Origin of the sequence: Gracilibacillus marinus (assembly GCF_042651725.1) — a bacterium.
GTDB classification, from domain to species: domain Bacteria; phylum Bacillota; class Bacilli; order Bacillales; family Amphibacillaceae; genus Gracilibacillus; species Gracilibacillus marinus.
Window position 1 is genome coordinate 35154 of sequence record NZ_JBHSDV010000001.1, and the last position, 14422, is coordinate 49575.

16 protein-coding genes are annotated in these 14422 nt (G+C 34.6%); 10 read left to right on the plus strand and 6 right to left on the minus strand.

Annotation, left to right across the window (positions count from 1 at the left end):
* Positions 1–39: 39 nt before the first annotated feature.
* A complete protein-coding gene (locus ACFOZ1_RS00220; RefSeq protein WP_390194656.1) occupies positions 40–1095 on the minus strand; it encodes an iron-containing alcohol dehydrogenase family protein in 1056 nt (351 codons plus the stop codon).
* A gap of 151 nt (positions 1096–1246) precedes the next feature.
* Between ACFOZ1_RS00220 and ACFOZ1_RS00225 the strand changes: the two genes are divergently transcribed.
* The 3 genes from ACFOZ1_RS00225 (at position 1247) to ACFOZ1_RS00235 (ending at position 2857) form a co-directional block, all read left to right on the plus strand.
* Positions 1247–1429 carry an H-type small acid-soluble spore protein gene (locus tag ACFOZ1_RS00225; RefSeq protein WP_390194658.1) on the plus strand — a complete coding sequence of 61 codons (183 nt, stop codon included), beginning with the start codon at positions 1247–1249 and terminating at the stop codon, positions 1427–1429.
* 18 nt (positions 1430–1447) lie between these two features.
* The gene (locus ACFOZ1_RS00230; protein WP_390194659.1) at positions 1448–2314 is read left to right on the plus strand and encodes an SDR family oxidoreductase; all 867 of its coding nucleotides are present in this window, start codon (positions 1448–1450) and stop codon (positions 2312–2314) included.
* Positions 2315–2488: 174 nt separating this feature from the next.
* Entirely contained in the window at positions 2489–2857 is a 369-nt protein-coding gene (locus ACFOZ1_RS00235) for a VOC family protein (protein WP_390194661.1), read from the plus strand.
* A 119-nt stretch (positions 2858–2976) separates the two neighbouring features.
* On the opposite strand, the gene ACFOZ1_RS00240 is transcribed toward ACFOZ1_RS00235, so the two are convergent.
* From ACFOZ1_RS00240 to ACFOZ1_RS00260, 5 genes are all read right to left on the minus strand, one after another.
* A complete protein-coding gene (locus tag ACFOZ1_RS00240; protein ID WP_390194662.1) occupies positions 2977–3480 on the minus strand; it encodes a DNA topology modulation protein in 504 nt (167 codons plus the stop codon).
* A gap of 18 nt (positions 3481–3498) precedes the next feature.
* Complete coding sequence (locus ACFOZ1_RS00245; RefSeq protein ID WP_390194664.1) at positions 3499–4665, minus strand: MFS transporter; 1167 nt, start codon at positions 4663–4665, stop codon at positions 3499–3501.
* Positions 4666–4742: 77 nt separating this feature from the next.
* Positions 4743–6164 carry an amidase gene (locus ACFOZ1_RS00250; protein ID WP_390194666.1) on the minus strand — a complete coding sequence of 474 codons (1422 nt, stop codon included), beginning with the start codon at positions 6162–6164 and terminating at the stop codon, positions 4743–4745.
* Positions 6165–6246: 82 nt separating this feature from the next.
* Positions 6247–6981 (minus strand): glucose 1-dehydrogenase, encoded by a 735-nt coding sequence (locus tag ACFOZ1_RS00255; protein ID WP_390194668.1) that lies wholly within the window; start codon positions 6979–6981, stop codon positions 6247–6249.
* A 34-nt stretch (positions 6982–7015) separates the two neighbouring features.
* Positions 7016–7465 carry a MarR family winged helix-turn-helix transcriptional regulator gene (locus tag ACFOZ1_RS00260; protein WP_390194670.1) on the minus strand — a complete coding sequence of 150 codons (450 nt, stop codon included), beginning with the start codon at positions 7463–7465 and terminating at the stop codon, positions 7016–7018.
* A gap of 133 nt (positions 7466–7598) precedes the next feature.
* Between ACFOZ1_RS00260 and ACFOZ1_RS00265 the strand changes: the two genes are divergently transcribed.
* From ACFOZ1_RS00265 to ACFOZ1_RS00295, 7 genes are all read left to right on the plus strand, one after another.
* Entirely contained in the window at positions 7599–8153 is a 555-nt protein-coding gene (locus ACFOZ1_RS00265; RefSeq protein ID WP_390194671.1) for a thioredoxin family protein, read from the plus strand.
* Positions 8154–8209: 56 nt separating this feature from the next.
* The gene (crcB, locus tag ACFOZ1_RS00270; RefSeq protein ID WP_390194673.1) at positions 8210–8590 is read left to right on the plus strand and encodes a fluoride efflux transporter CrcB; all 381 of its coding nucleotides are present in this window, start codon (positions 8210–8212) and stop codon (positions 8588–8590) included.
* Complete coding sequence (gene crcB / locus ACFOZ1_RS00275; protein WP_390194675.1) at positions 8587–8952, plus strand: fluoride efflux transporter CrcB; 366 nt, start codon at positions 8587–8589, stop codon at positions 8950–8952. The genes crcB (ACFOZ1_RS00270) and crcB (ACFOZ1_RS00275) overlap by 4 nt, the downstream gene beginning before the upstream one ends.
* 11 nt (positions 8953–8963) lie before the next feature.
* Positions 8964–9953: a sugar-binding protein gene (locus tag ACFOZ1_RS00280; RefSeq protein WP_390194677.1), complete on the plus strand. Its 990-nt coding sequence runs from the start codon at positions 8964–8966 to the stop codon at positions 9951–9953.
* Positions 9950–11401: a sensor histidine kinase gene (locus ACFOZ1_RS00285; protein WP_390194678.1), complete on the plus strand. Its 1452-nt coding sequence runs from the start codon at positions 9950–9952 to the stop codon at positions 11399–11401. The genes ACFOZ1_RS00280 and ACFOZ1_RS00285 overlap by 4 nt, the downstream gene beginning before the upstream one ends.
* Complete coding sequence (locus tag ACFOZ1_RS00290; RefSeq protein WP_390194680.1) at positions 11376–12929, plus strand: AraC family transcriptional regulator; 1554 nt, start codon at positions 11376–11378, stop codon at positions 12927–12929. The genes ACFOZ1_RS00285 and ACFOZ1_RS00290 overlap by 26 nt, the downstream gene beginning before the upstream one ends.
* Positions 12930–13049: 120 nt before the next feature.
* Positions 13050–14312, plus strand: coding sequence for a mechanosensitive ion channel (locus ACFOZ1_RS00295; RefSeq protein ID WP_390194682.1), 1263 nt, complete (start codon positions 13050–13052; stop codon positions 14310–14312).
* The last annotated feature ends 110 nt before the right edge of the window (positions 14313–14422 follow it).

Below are 14422 nucleotides of genomic sequence, written 5' to 3' on the forward strand. Positions count from 1 at the left end.
ATTCCATCTTAATATTGAATCAATGGAATTACAAGTGAATCACGCATGCAATATAGCTTGCATAATCGGGTCTGTTTTACTGATTTCTAATGCTTGTTGGCGGTAGATTTCCTCATGTAAATAAGTGTAACGATTTGGCTTAATAGAATAAGATTTAGTAATTGCTAGTTCAAATTCCGCGCGCTTTATTCCAAGTTCCTTCACATGTTCAAAAAAGCCAGTACGGGTAAATACTTTTCGCATTCGCTCGCTCCGGTGTGTTTGTACCATTGACATCAGATATGTTGCTACACCGACTTGGACACCATGCATCTGAGGTTTTTCAGAAACTTTATCTAATGCATGTGAGATGAGGTGTTCGGAACCGCTAATAGGTGAACTGTTACCACTAATGACTGTAGCTATTCCACCCATTGTAAGGGAGCTGACTAGTTCTTTTAGAAAAATAGGTTGCTTGATATCATCCATTGGTGTCCGAATGAAACTATTCACTGCTTTTTTGCTTAGCATTGCAGCGAAATGATTGACTGGGGCTACTTGATGTTGTTCTTCAAAATCCCAATCGTATAATGCAGTGATATTCGACATTAAATCCCCTACACCTGCCAAAATCAGACTGCTAGGTGCCTGCTTAATAATCTCTAAATCCGCAATAATGCCATAAGGCACCTTCGCGGGAACAGTTGTTTTCTTGCCATTAACAAGTAAGGAGCAATTACTACTAGCGAATCCATCATTAGAAGCAGATGTTGGCATACTGATAAAGGGAATTCTTTTGAGATAGGCAATATATTTCCCATAATCTATGCACATTCCTCCGCCTATAGCAATCATTGCATCATATGGTCCAATAGAGTACGACATCGTCACTAATGTGTGAATTTCTACATTGGAATCTAATAGGATGCAATCAGCGTGTGTATGTTTTAATAATTGCTTTACTTTTTGACTGTAATGGTCAAATGTAAATGAATCAAATAGTATATACACATTTTGAAAATGATTTCTTTGTAAAATTACATCTAAATCAACTAAAGCATGATTTCTTATTTCTAATATGGCGGGTATTGGGATATTGCTAATAGGTTGCGTCATACTTCACACTCCGAAAACAGATTTTATACCTTTAGTATATTACATAAATTTTACAAATAAATTGCGATTAAGTAAATAATGTTTAATTTCTTTTCTAAAAGGTATAGTTTGCATATATTCATTTTATTATGAGAATTTGGAGGTGTATAGGATGAATCTAATGCGAGCGAAAGATATTAAAGATGATCCAGTGATGAAAGAAGTGTATTACGATGGTAAACAAGTATACATTGTAGATGTAGATGATCAAGCGCAAAAAGCACTAGTTCGCTTCACAAAAGAATCAGAAGATACATTTCAAGTAAATGTACAAGACCTAGAAGAAGCAGAATAGTAGAGGAGTGAAATAATTATGGATATGTCAGAATTACCAAATAGCCCGATGCCAAAACAAAAACAAGCTCGTCAACCAGGTATTGAATCAGAAATGAAACCAAGGCCTCATCAACCAGTTCATTATAAAGGCTCAGAAAAATTAGCGAACAAAGTTGCATTAATAACTGGTGGGGATAGTGGAATCGGTCGAGCAGTTGCAATTGTTTATGCAAAAGAAGGAGCAGATGTGGCAATCTCCTATTTAGATGAGCATGATGATGCAGAAGAAACAAAAAAGCTTGTCGAAAAAGAAGGGGCAAAGTGTATTCTTCTTCCAGGAGATATTAAAGATCCCAATCATTGCGAGAAATTAGTGGAAGAAACTGTATCGCAGTTAGGGAAAATTAACATTTTAGTCAACAATGCAGCGATTCAATATGTGAAAGAAGATTTGCTAGATATCTCTAATGAACAATTTGAAGAAGTATTTCAAACAAATTTCTTTTCTCAATTTTATTTAACAAAAGCTGCTGTAAAAAACATGAAAAATGGAGATACCATTATAACAACTTCATCTATTAATGCCTTTAAAGGAAATGGAATTTTAATAGATTATACCGCAACTAAAGGTGCTATTACTGCTTTTACAAGAAGTATTGCATTAAATTTAGCTGACAAAGGTATTCGAGCAAATTCTGTTGCCCCAGGACCTGTATGGACACCATTAATTCCAGCTTCGTTTGATGAGGAAGCTGTTGCGGAATTCGGTAAAGGTGGTTTGTTTAATAGACCAGGTCAACCATCTGAACATGCGTGGCCATATGTCATGTTAGCGTCAGATGAATCATCTTATATGACTGGTCAAACGATTCATATAAATGGTGGAGCATGGACCTCATCATAATTCCAATTGTAAAAATAGTGTAAATATGAAAAATAATGTTGATAATTTGTAGGTAAGTATAGAGAGAATGTGGACACATTTCCATAAATTTGGAGTGTGTTCTTTTTGTGTTAAAATAGAGAAGGCTTACATTATTTACTTGAAAAAAATTAATACACGAAATGGAGGAGTTTGATGATTAAAGGAATCCATCATGTGCAAATTACAATACCGAAGGGAGAGGAAGAAAAAGCGAAAGCATTCTATTGTCAAGTACTCGGTTTAGAAGAAATAGAAAAACCAACATCACTACAAGGTAGAGGTGGATTTTGGCTAAAGGTAGGTACACAAGAAGTGCATGTGGGAACAGAAGATGGTTTTGATCGTTATACGACAAAGGCACATCTTGCATATGAAGTAGAAGATTGCAAACATTGGCATGCCATTATTCAAGAACAGGGACTTGAACTCCAAGAATCTGTTCCTATTCCAGGCTATGATCGATTTGAATTTCGCGATCCCTTCGGAAATAGAGTAGAGATGATTCAAGCAATTCCAGAATGAACTACTTTATAAAAGAAAAGAGCTCTTCTGTATAATTTAAGTAGGGAATAAGCGTTGAATTGCTGGAATTCAATGCTTATTCTTGTTACAAAATCAAGGTTCGTTTTAATATTGACGTATTAAATGTTATCTAAAAATTTTTTCACCTCATTTGGTGATTGCAAAATAACAACTTGTTTTACCTCTTTTAAGTGTTCCAGCTTATTGAGAATCTCTGGTCTTTTCGTTTTTGGATAGTTCCATATCCATTTTAGAAAGTGTACATCAATTCTTTCCTTGCAGCCTTCCCCCATATCTGGCCTAGTTCTATTTCGGTACTGAATCATTCTTTTCAAAGCACGATAGACACAAATTATCCTAGGAAGATCAAGCAAAATGATTGTATCGGCTGCATGGAGCCTTATATCTATTGTACCACCATAGTTGCCGTCAATAATCCATTCTTCTTTACTCACTAAGTCTTTTTGAATGCTTCTTTGCTCATCTCTAGATATTCCAACCCAGTTAGGTTTCCAATACAAAGCATCGAGGTGGTAAACATTTATTTTGAGCTTATGACCTAATTGACGTGCCAATGTAGATTTACCTGCACCACCTGAACCAATAAGTATAATTTTCCTCATTATATCTCCCCTTATTGACTAATGATGTCTCCGTAAGTGAATGGTATTTTGTATACCTATAACTACAAATACGATGAAAAATAGAAAACTAATGATATGAAAGATACTTGCACTTTTGAATAGTTGGATGAATGCACCACCGAGCGTAGGACCGATTAGACTTCCGATGCTAAAAAAGACCCCGCACAACAAATTCCCTGTTGGTAATAAATGCTTTGGCGTAATATCTGTCATATAAGCAATGCCTAAAGAAAATGTCGAACCAACGAACATTCCAGCCATAAACAAACAGATAATTAGACCATAGTAATAGGTTTCCAAGAAACTTGCGGTTAGAAAAAGCGCACACCCAAGAAATAAAACAACGGTAAGTGTATTGCCTCTTCCAAATTTGTCACTGCACATCCCTAGAGGTAGTTGAAATACTATGGTTCCAATAGCGAATGCTGCTAATAAGGTAGAAATATGATTCACTTCTAAGCCAATCCGCAAGCCGTAGATAGGAAAATTACCATTTAGTGTAGTTTCTAAAAATCCATAAGTAAATGGAGGAAGGAAAGCAATCCACCCGTATTTCCAAGCTTGGTAAAATCGTTTAAAAGTATCTTTTGTTGAATTCAGATACACATCATAGTCAGGTTTTTCATTAGTTAAAGTAAGTAAAAACAACCATCCAATTAAACTAATAATGGAAGATAAAATAAATGGTAATGCTTGATGTATCGTGATTAGCGGTACCATTAATGGTCCTACCGCAAAACCAATTCCAAAGAACAAGCCATAAATAGCAATATTCCGACCCCGCTTGTGTTCTGGTGAAAAAGCTGTAATCCATGTTTGTGCAGCAAAATTCACTGCATGATCTCCAATGCCGATTAATAAGCGTAATAAAAACCAAAATCCAATACTTTTCCATAATGGAAACATTAGTAAAGAAATACAAACAAGTAAGCCACCGAATACAATAATTGGTTTATATCCATATTTTCTAAGTGGTTGTTCCATAAAAGGGGACGCTAACAATACGCCAATATACAGACTTGTGGCATGAAGACCATTCGTGACGGATGACACACCACTATTCTCAAAAATAACGGCAATTAAAGGGAGAAGCATCCCTTGACTAAATCCTGAAATTGCAACAATCGTTACTAATATCCAAAATCTTCGATGAATTTTTTCCATGATGATCCCATCACTTTCTTTCAAGTTATCCTCTATATGATACTGTGATAATGCTCGTATTGAAATACAAATATAGATTAATCTTCATTAAAGATGGTAGCATAATAGTTATTCCAAGGCTGTGCTTCTTCTATTTGACAAGCTAATTGTAGTAATAAGCCATCCTCGCCTTGTTTACCAAAGAAATGCGTACCTATAGGTAATCCATTTGATGAAAAAGATGTAGGAACACTCATTGCTGGTTGTCCGGTAGCATTTGCAATGGGCATATATGGATTATAATTCAACATATTTTGTAACATGGTTTCATAGGCATTACCGTTATATGTTGCATCTGCACCTATTTTTTTTGGTAATTGATTTAAAGTCGGTGTCATCCATATGTCGATATCATTAAAAAACTGTAAGAATTGTTGAGCTGCTGTGTGCACATAGACTCGAGAATTCTCGTATTCGACTGCAGATAATTTCTCTGCAAATGTAAGAATATCATAGGTTAATGGTTCTACATTAAATGTAGTGATAGGCTTTTGTGCAAATTGTCCTGAATGTCTAATAGCAACAGCTCCTGTAGCCATCCAAATATGGATAAAATGATGGGCTAATTGTTCCATATCAATTGGAGGCATGACTTCAATTACTTCATGTCCCAATTGCTCTAACAAAAGAATGGTTTGCTTATAATTAGTAATGGTTTCTTCATCAAAGTTTAAGGATGGATGATCGTATTTTACCCCAATTCTTAATTTTTTAGGCATATGATGTAATTGAGATAAAAATGTTTCCTCCGTTTTATGTATTGGATATAATTGGTTGTTTTGCTTATTCACAATAATGTCTAATAATACTGCACTATCTCTAACTGAACGCGTGAGTGCATGACTGATGGAATAGTGATTGATATAAGGAGAATATGGTAATAATCCACGACTAGGTTTTAAACCGAATAGTCCACATGCTGAAGCAGGGATTCTTATGGAACCACCACCATCACTTGCATGCGCAAAAGGAACAAGTCCAGCTGCAACGGCAGCCGCAGCACCACCACTAGAACCACCTGGTGAAAAATCCAATTGCCATGGATTTTTAGTTGCTCCATACAATTTCGGTTCTGTTGTAGGCAGTAAGCCAAATTCAGGTGAATTAGAAATTCCAACAATGGTTAGGCCTGCTTGCTCATACTTATCCACTAATGGATCATTGCTTTCCGCGGTGACTCCTTGTTGTAACAAAGAACTGTTGGTATATGGTTGGTTTCTAATCGCATTTAATGATTTGATTAGAAATGGTAGACCTGCAACAGGGCTTTGAGAAAGTGTGATTGCTTCTGCTTGTCTTCTTGCTTCCTCAAACATAGTATGTACAATCGCATTTAATGAAGCGTTATATTTCTCAATTCGATTAATATAATAGTCTGTTAATTCCAATGGTGTGAATTGTTTCGTATCTAGTAATTTCTTTTGTGCTAAACCATCTAATAAATGAATACAAGTGCTCAATATTGTCTACCCCCTTCTTTCAAGTATAACAAAAAAAGAGCAGACAGAATTATTAACTGTCTACTCGGTTGTTCTATAAGATTTATTGTGCAGTAAGCCCGCCGTCAATGACAAATTCAGAGCCAGTGCTATAGCTTGAATCACTAGATGCTAAGAATAGAACTGTTTTAGATACTTCTTCTGGTTTTGCCACACGTTGTAGAGGAATGTGTTTAGAGAATTCTTTAATTGCTTCTTTTGCATCCCCGTGCATCAACATTGGTGTTTCAATAACTCCTGGGTGTACGGAATTCACACGGATTCCGTATTTAGATAAACTAAGTGCTGCAGATTTTGTTAAACCTCTAACAGCAAATTTAGAATCTGTGTAACCAACAGCTCCACCAACTAAACCATTAATAGATGAAATATTAATAATTGATCCATTTTCTACTTGTTTCATGGAAGGAATAATCGACTTAATTCCTAAAAATACAGACACTTGGTTAATGTTAATAATGCGACGGTAGTCTTCTTCAGTTGTTTCTTCAATTGGTTTGTTCATAGTGATACCAGCATTATTTACTAAAACATCTACAGGACCGAATGCTTTTTCAGCTTCTGCTACCGCTTCTTTCCAGTTTGCTTCATTTGTTACATCTAATTTAACAAAAATTACATTTTCGCCAAGTTCTTCAGCTAGTTTTTTTCCGTCTTCTTCTAGGATATCAGCAATAACGACTTTTGCGCCTTCTTCTACAAATAAACGTGCATGTGCTGCACCCATACCCCTTGCTGCCCCTGTAATAATAGCTACTTTGTTTTCTAATCTGTTCATGAATTTTTCTCCCTTATCCTTTTTTTTGAAGTGATTACAGCAATTCTGAACTTTTCATTTTTCTCTTTTCCATACCATGTATAAGCTTTTTTTGAATGTGTAAATATTGCTGCAATTCTTCATCTGTTAATACTTCAAAATGGGTTATGAATATATTTTCCCCAATTTGCTGAGCATTTTGTAATGCTCTGATACCATTGTTGTTGATAGAAAGGACAAATGATCGTTTATCATTCTCATCTTGTATCTTATCTACAAACTGTAAAGATAATAATTTAGTAGTAATATTGGTGATTGCACCTTTGGTAAAACCAAGTTTGTCTGCAAGCTCAATTGGTTTTAATGGGCCATTTACTTTTAATTCTACTAGCGCAAGAATGGGAGAGATACCTATCATGTGTGGATACGCTTTCGTAAATTGAATGATATTCTCATTATTCATTTGTTGAATCATATGAATTAATCTAAATAAATTTGTATCCACTAGTTTTACACCTCGTCCTTCTAATGTAGTTTAACATTAAACTATATTTAGTTAAAGTTAATTGCTTACATAATGACATTTCGTTATGATTAAAGAAATAATAAGGTAAATTACCAAGAAAGTGGTGTATCTATTGAAAACAGAACAACAATTTTTTGAAGAAGGACAAACAATACAAAGATATATGAATGGAATGAGCGTATTAAAAGAAGAAAGCAATCAAATCTATCAACAATTTCAGTTACCCGAAGACGAATTTATTGAACAACTAAAACACTCTTCTCTTCATTTTCTAATTATTACTGAGGATTGGTGTGGGGATGCCATGATGATTAATCCTGTCATTCGAAAGGTTACAGAAGCGGCCAATAAAGAAGTTCGTGTCGCATTACGTGATGCTGACACGAATTTAATTGATCGTCATCTTACAAATGGTGGGAGAGCGATCCCAATTGTTTTATTGTTAAATGACAAAGGTGAACTAGTTGGGAAGTGGGGACCAAGAGCAGAAGAGGTGCAACAAATAGTTGATGCATATAGAGAGGCATTGCCTGATAAAGAAGATCCAACTTTCGCTGATGCACAGAAAGAGATGTTCCATACGTTACAGACAAGATATAAGTCGGAGTCGCAATTATGGAAATATGTGTATGAAAGTTTTAAAAATACAGTATTGAATTATGTTTAAGTAACGTTTCTAACCGGGCATTGTCGCTTTTATTTTAATCTAGAAAGGGTTTCTTTATGGTTTATTTTTATGTTGGTATTGCTGGTACTGTTGGGGCTTTGTTAAGGTATGCAGTCAGTTTGCCATTTGTACATAGTGATACTCTTTTTCCTTATGGTACGTTAATAGTGAATCTGATTGGTTGTTATGTACTGGCATTAGTAACTAGACTTTTTCATGAAAAAGTGCAATGGAATCGAACGTATCAAATAGCTATTACTACTGGTTTAGTAGGATCATTTACTACATTTTCAACATTCAGTGTAGAGGTTATCCAACTGATGGAATTACATCATTACCTACTCAGTTTTCTCTATGTATGTATTAGCTTATTTGGAGGGCTAGCTTGCAGTTATTTAGGGTACTATAAAAGTTTGAAGTCTGGTGATTGTAAATGATAGAGATTATTTGTTTTATTGGCATTGGAGGTTTTTTTGGTGCTATTTCGCGTTACTGGGTTAGCCAACAATTGGGTAAGCTAAACGTGAAATTACCTATAGCTACATTTGTTGTGAATATAGTAGGCTCTTTTCTGCTTGGATTGATTATTGGAAGTCATTTAAGTGAAAGAATAACTGTATTATTTGGTACTGGATTTATGGGAGCATTCACAACGTTTTCTACATTTAAATTGGACATCATCAAATTATTGGACAAAAAAGAGCAAAAGGTAGCAATCTTGTATATTGTAATGACATATATTCTTGGAATCTGTAGCGCATGGATTGGTCTTTTAATTGGTAACTATTTTACACAGTAAGGGGAATCACAATGAAAAAAACAACAATATTTATGTATACGGTTCTAATAGTACTTCTAGTAATCTCTATTGTTGTGGCTTTCTATTATTCCACTTTAATCAAAGGATACAATCAACAACTAGAAGGAAAAGAAGAGAAAGAGTTTCCAGCATATCATTTTGTATTAATTGGTGAGGAGATGGACCATGATTACTGGCGCTTAGTTGGAGAAGGTGCGAAGGCTGCTGAAGAAAACTATGATGTATATGTGGAATATAAAGGACCAAAACGCTCCAATCCAGAAGAACAGGCAAAGTTATTAGATGTTGCTATCAAGTCAAAAGTGGATGGTATTATTGTGCAAGCATTAACAGAAGAGTTCATTCCGCTTATTAATAAGGCAACAGAGAATGGTATTCCAGTCATTACTATTGATACAGATGCGCCTAGTAGTAAACGATTAACGTATATTGGAACAGACAATTATAAAGCAGGGCAACTTGCAGGTCAGACACTCCTGAAAGATACAAATGGACAAGCTATTGTTGGAATTATTACTGGGAGCTTTCGAAATGCACACCATGAATTAAGAGTAGAAGGATTTATGGATGCAATAGAGGGAGAAGAGGGAATTGAAGTTGTGTCAATTGAAGAATCTACCATTACAAGAGTGGTTGCAGAAGAGAAAGCACACAAAATGCTACTAGAATACCCACAAATAACGGCTTTATATGGAACGAGTGCGTTGGACGGAATTGGTATGGTCCAAGCTAGTGAATCTCTTCAAATTTCAGATGAAGAGCTATATATGATTGCATTTGACACTCTTCCAGAGAACATCGAGTTATTAGAAGATGGCAAAGTCGACGCTTTAGTTGGTCAAAAACCATACGAAATGGGATATAGAAGTGTAGAATTAATGCTTTCTATATTAGCAAAAGAGCAAGTGGATGATGTCTATTATACAGATACGACGATTGTAAGAAATGAGGATTTGAAACGGATAAGTGATAGAAAATGATTAAAATAAGAACAAAGCTTCTCGTTTATTTTATTGTTGTCATTGTATTAGCAAGTGTTATTTTTTTTGTCAGAGATATGAGCATGGATAAGCTAATGGATTTGCACAATGAGAGCTCACAGCAGTATTATTTATTAAATCAATTAACAGAGCAAACAGATCAAGTGTACCAATCCTTACAAATATATGTACATGAACCGACTGTAGATAATTTAAATTATTATGAACAAGATAAAGTACAGTTACTCTCCTTACAAGATCAGCTCGATATGGAGAATGCCTCTCTTATAGATGAACAAAACTATTATCATTTACTGTCGACTTTTTTAGAATTCACGGATTTGACAGTGATTGGTGTAGAAAGAGAGGATATTGAACAATATTCGAATTCGCTTAGTGAAGCAGATAAAACTGCAACATATATCCATGAGAAGACATTAGAACTTCTCAATCAATCCCTGACGAATTATCAAACAAGGATAGAAATAGAGAATAGCAAAATACAAGCTACAAAACATTTAGGTACAACAATCTTTATTGCATTACTTTTAGTCAGTATTTTATTCGCTATCTGGTTTTCGGATGGTATTACAAGAACAATAAGAAGGTTAACTAGTGCAGCAAAGGAAATTTCATCAGGGAATTACGAGGGAAAGGATATACAAGTATCTCAAAAAGATGAATTAAAAATCTTGTCCACGACATTTAATGAGATGAAGCATAATGTAAAAAAATCCATTTTAGAAATGGAAGAGAAATCTCGTTTAGCACAACTGTTAAAAGAAATGGAATTGAAAAGTTTGCAAAATCAAATTAATCCACATTTTCTTTTTAATACATTAAATGTGATTTCGAAGACAGCATATATAGAAGGTGCAGAACGGACAAATGATTTGATTACAGCTGTCTCTACATTGTTACGATATAATATTGGCAATATAGATAGAAATACGAAATTAATTGATGAAGTAAATGTCGTCAAAGAATATTTCTTTATTCAACAAACACGATTTGGGGATAGAGTGAATTTTGATATTACAATGGATCAGGATTGTAGCGATGTGTTCATTCCGTGTTTGACATTACAACCACTTGTCGAAAATGCGTTCATGCATGGAATCGAACAAATGGAGGAAGGCGCGGAAATTCGTGTAGTGATTTATCGCGAGGATAAAGTTGTGACAATAGAAGTGATTGATAATGGTGTGGGTATGTCTGATGAATTAATTCAACAGATTATCAAGCCAGATTTATCAACAATAGAAGAAGAGCCGAAGAGATCAGGTCATTCGACAGGCATCGGTTTACGAAATGTCATTGATCGATTGCACTTATTCGATGCACGAAGCAAATTCCAAATTTATTCTACCTTAAATAAAGGAACAACCATTCAAATTCAATTACATGATGAGGAGACTCGAGATGTGGAAAGTAATGTTAGTCGATGATGAAGCAATTGAACGAGAAGGGATTAAAATGATGCTTCTCCGGCATCTTGATGATATAGAAATCGTTGCAGAAGCTAGTAATGGGAGAAAAGCTGTAGAGTTAGCTAAAGAAAAGGAACCAGATATTATATTTATGGATATCCAAATGCCTGTCATGGATGGCCTTAAAGCAACAAAAGAAATTACGACACAGCTATCTTCGAAAATAATTATGGTATCTGCTTATGATACCTTTCAGTATGCACAAGAAGCGATGCGATATGGAGTCAAGTCTTACTTGTTAAAACCAAGTAAAGTTTCAGAATTATTAGATGCTTTCGGCCAGCTGACAGAGGAAATACGTAAAGAGAATGACGAAAAGAAAGAACAAGAAGCGTTACATAATCGACTAGAAAGAGCAAGTTCTCTTGTGGAAACAGATTTTATTACTTCTTTAATGTTGGATCATATTCATACATTCAATGAAGCAGACTGGGAAGAATGGTTGCATATTGAGGAACAAGCAGGCTTTGTCGTTGTCCTTTCTTTTCAATCATCTACATTCTATCCGACGAAAGAAGAGAAAAATCATTGGTATGAGACTGTCAGACAAGTTGCATCTGAACAAATACGAAAGTCCTTTATCGGTCCACTTACAGGTTTCCAGGTTCCACTATATGTACTTATGGATGGAGAACAAGAAGAAGAAAGAGAATCATATGTCAAAGCATTTTTGAAGAGCGTGCATCCTATTATGTCCGATATACAAGTGATAATGGGAGCGGGACAGATCGTTCCAAATTTTGAGCAATTTTCTTTGTCTTATGAGCAAGCCATCTATGCGTTGGAAGCAGCCCAGCAGAATGTACATGCTAGTTACTCCATCTATAATGAGAATACAGAAGACACCAAGGTAGAGAACGTCCCTTTAGAATTAGAAAAAAAATTATTAGAATCTGTCCAGAGAGGGGATGTACAAGCAACAGTCAGAGCCTTTGATACGTATTTTTTAACAATGCAACAATTTGTAACCTATAAAGTAGATCGAATCAAGAAAGAAACGGAAAATGTTTTTATTGTTTTATCTAGATCGATGCAAGAGTTAGGTTATCAGAAAGATTTAACAATTAATTTTAGCCAGCTAGAGACGGCAACACAGATAAAGGAAGCAGCAAAAGCTCATCTGGCCAATATTACGATGCAAATTAAATCATGGCGATCAAATGGCCTGCTAGGAATCATTACGGAAGCAAAACAATACATACAGAATAATTATATGCGGTCGATTACACTAGAAGATGTTGCAAATGAGGTAGGATTAAGCTCCTATTATTTTAGTAAAATATTTAAAGAGCATGTGGGGCAATCCTTTATTGAGTATGTAACAGAATGGAGAATATCTAAAGCGAAAACTTATTTGTTAGATAATAACCTTTCATTAAAAGAAATTGCTATTACTATAGGTTACAAGGACCCGAACTATTTTAGTCGCGTATTTAAGAAAGAAGTCGGTATGTCTCCTACTGATTATCGCAAGCAATATGAATAAGAAGACAAGCATTTTACCAAAAAAGTTGCTTGTCTTATTTAATTTTACCTCATAAAAAACATGTTTATATTCTCCTGATAAAGGTATAAGTATTGCAAGTATAAAAAAGGAGATGATTACATGAATGATTTAGGAAATTCTTTTGCGCACATGTTTAACAATGTAATACAAGCAATCCCGAATGTGTTAGCAGCATTGTTATTGCTTGTATTAGCATGGGTAGTTGCAGCTATTGCGAAAGGGATTGTAGAGAAGCTCTTTGTAAAATTAGGCGTTCACAAAGCAATTGGAAGAACCAATTTCGTAGAAGATGCGGATCATGGAAAGAAAGTGTTAAAAGCGATTGCGAAAGTGATTTATTTATTGGTATTTATACTGTTCTTACCAGCTATATTAGATGCACTTAATATGGAATCTGTATCAGGACCAATTTCAAATATGATGGATAAATTACTAGGGTTCTTACCAAATGTAATTGCAGCAGCTATCATTCTAATTATTGGTTATGTCATCGCAAAACTAGTAAAAGAACTAGCGGAACGTTTTTTAGTGAGTGTGAATGTAGATAAATGGTTTAGTAAAGTAAAGCCTACTTCTAGTTATAATCATACAACAACGTATACATTATCATCGATACTTGCAAATATACTATTTGTAGTTATCCTAATTCCTGTAATTACTATTGCATTGGAAGCATTAGAAATCCAATCTATTTCAGTACCAATTACACAAGTACTCAATAGTGTATTAATGATGATTCCTAATATTTTTATTGCAATTGTCTTAGTGATAGTAGGATATTATTTAGGAAAAATGCTCGGTAACTTACTAGAAGGACTTCTTCAAGGCACAGGTGTGAATAATATATTTTCTTCAATTGGGATTGAAAATGCTGAAAACAAAGTACCTTTTGATATTGCGAAAGTGGTTGGAACAGTTGTTAAAGTACTAGTAATTCTTTTCTTCACAGTAGAAGCATTAAGTGTCTTACAATTAGAGGTGCTAAATCAGATTGGAAATGCACTAATTATTTATTTGCCTTTCTTAGTAAGTGCATTGCTAATTCTCGGAGGAGGAATCTTATTAGGTTCAGTTTTGGCTAAGTTTATTTATAAGTATACACATAGTCAGTTCACTGCAACGATAGTAAAATATGTTGTGATTGTATTTGCAGTCTTTATGACACTTGATCAATTAAAATTTGCAACATCAATTGTAAATACTGCTTTCATTCTGATTTTAGGTGGCTTAATGGTGGCATTTGCAATTTCTTTTGGAATTGGTGGACGAGACTTTGCGAAAAACCAATTAAGTAAAGTAGAAGCAAAAATGAAAAGAGATCAAAACCATCCTTTCAACCATGAGAATGATCCTTTCGAATAATAAATGGATATAAAGACCTACATCAATTTGGTGTAGGTTTTTTTGTTATGTAAAGAATCACAAAATAATCTAGATAATCACAAAAAAGTGAAGATAGTTATTAGAAAGAT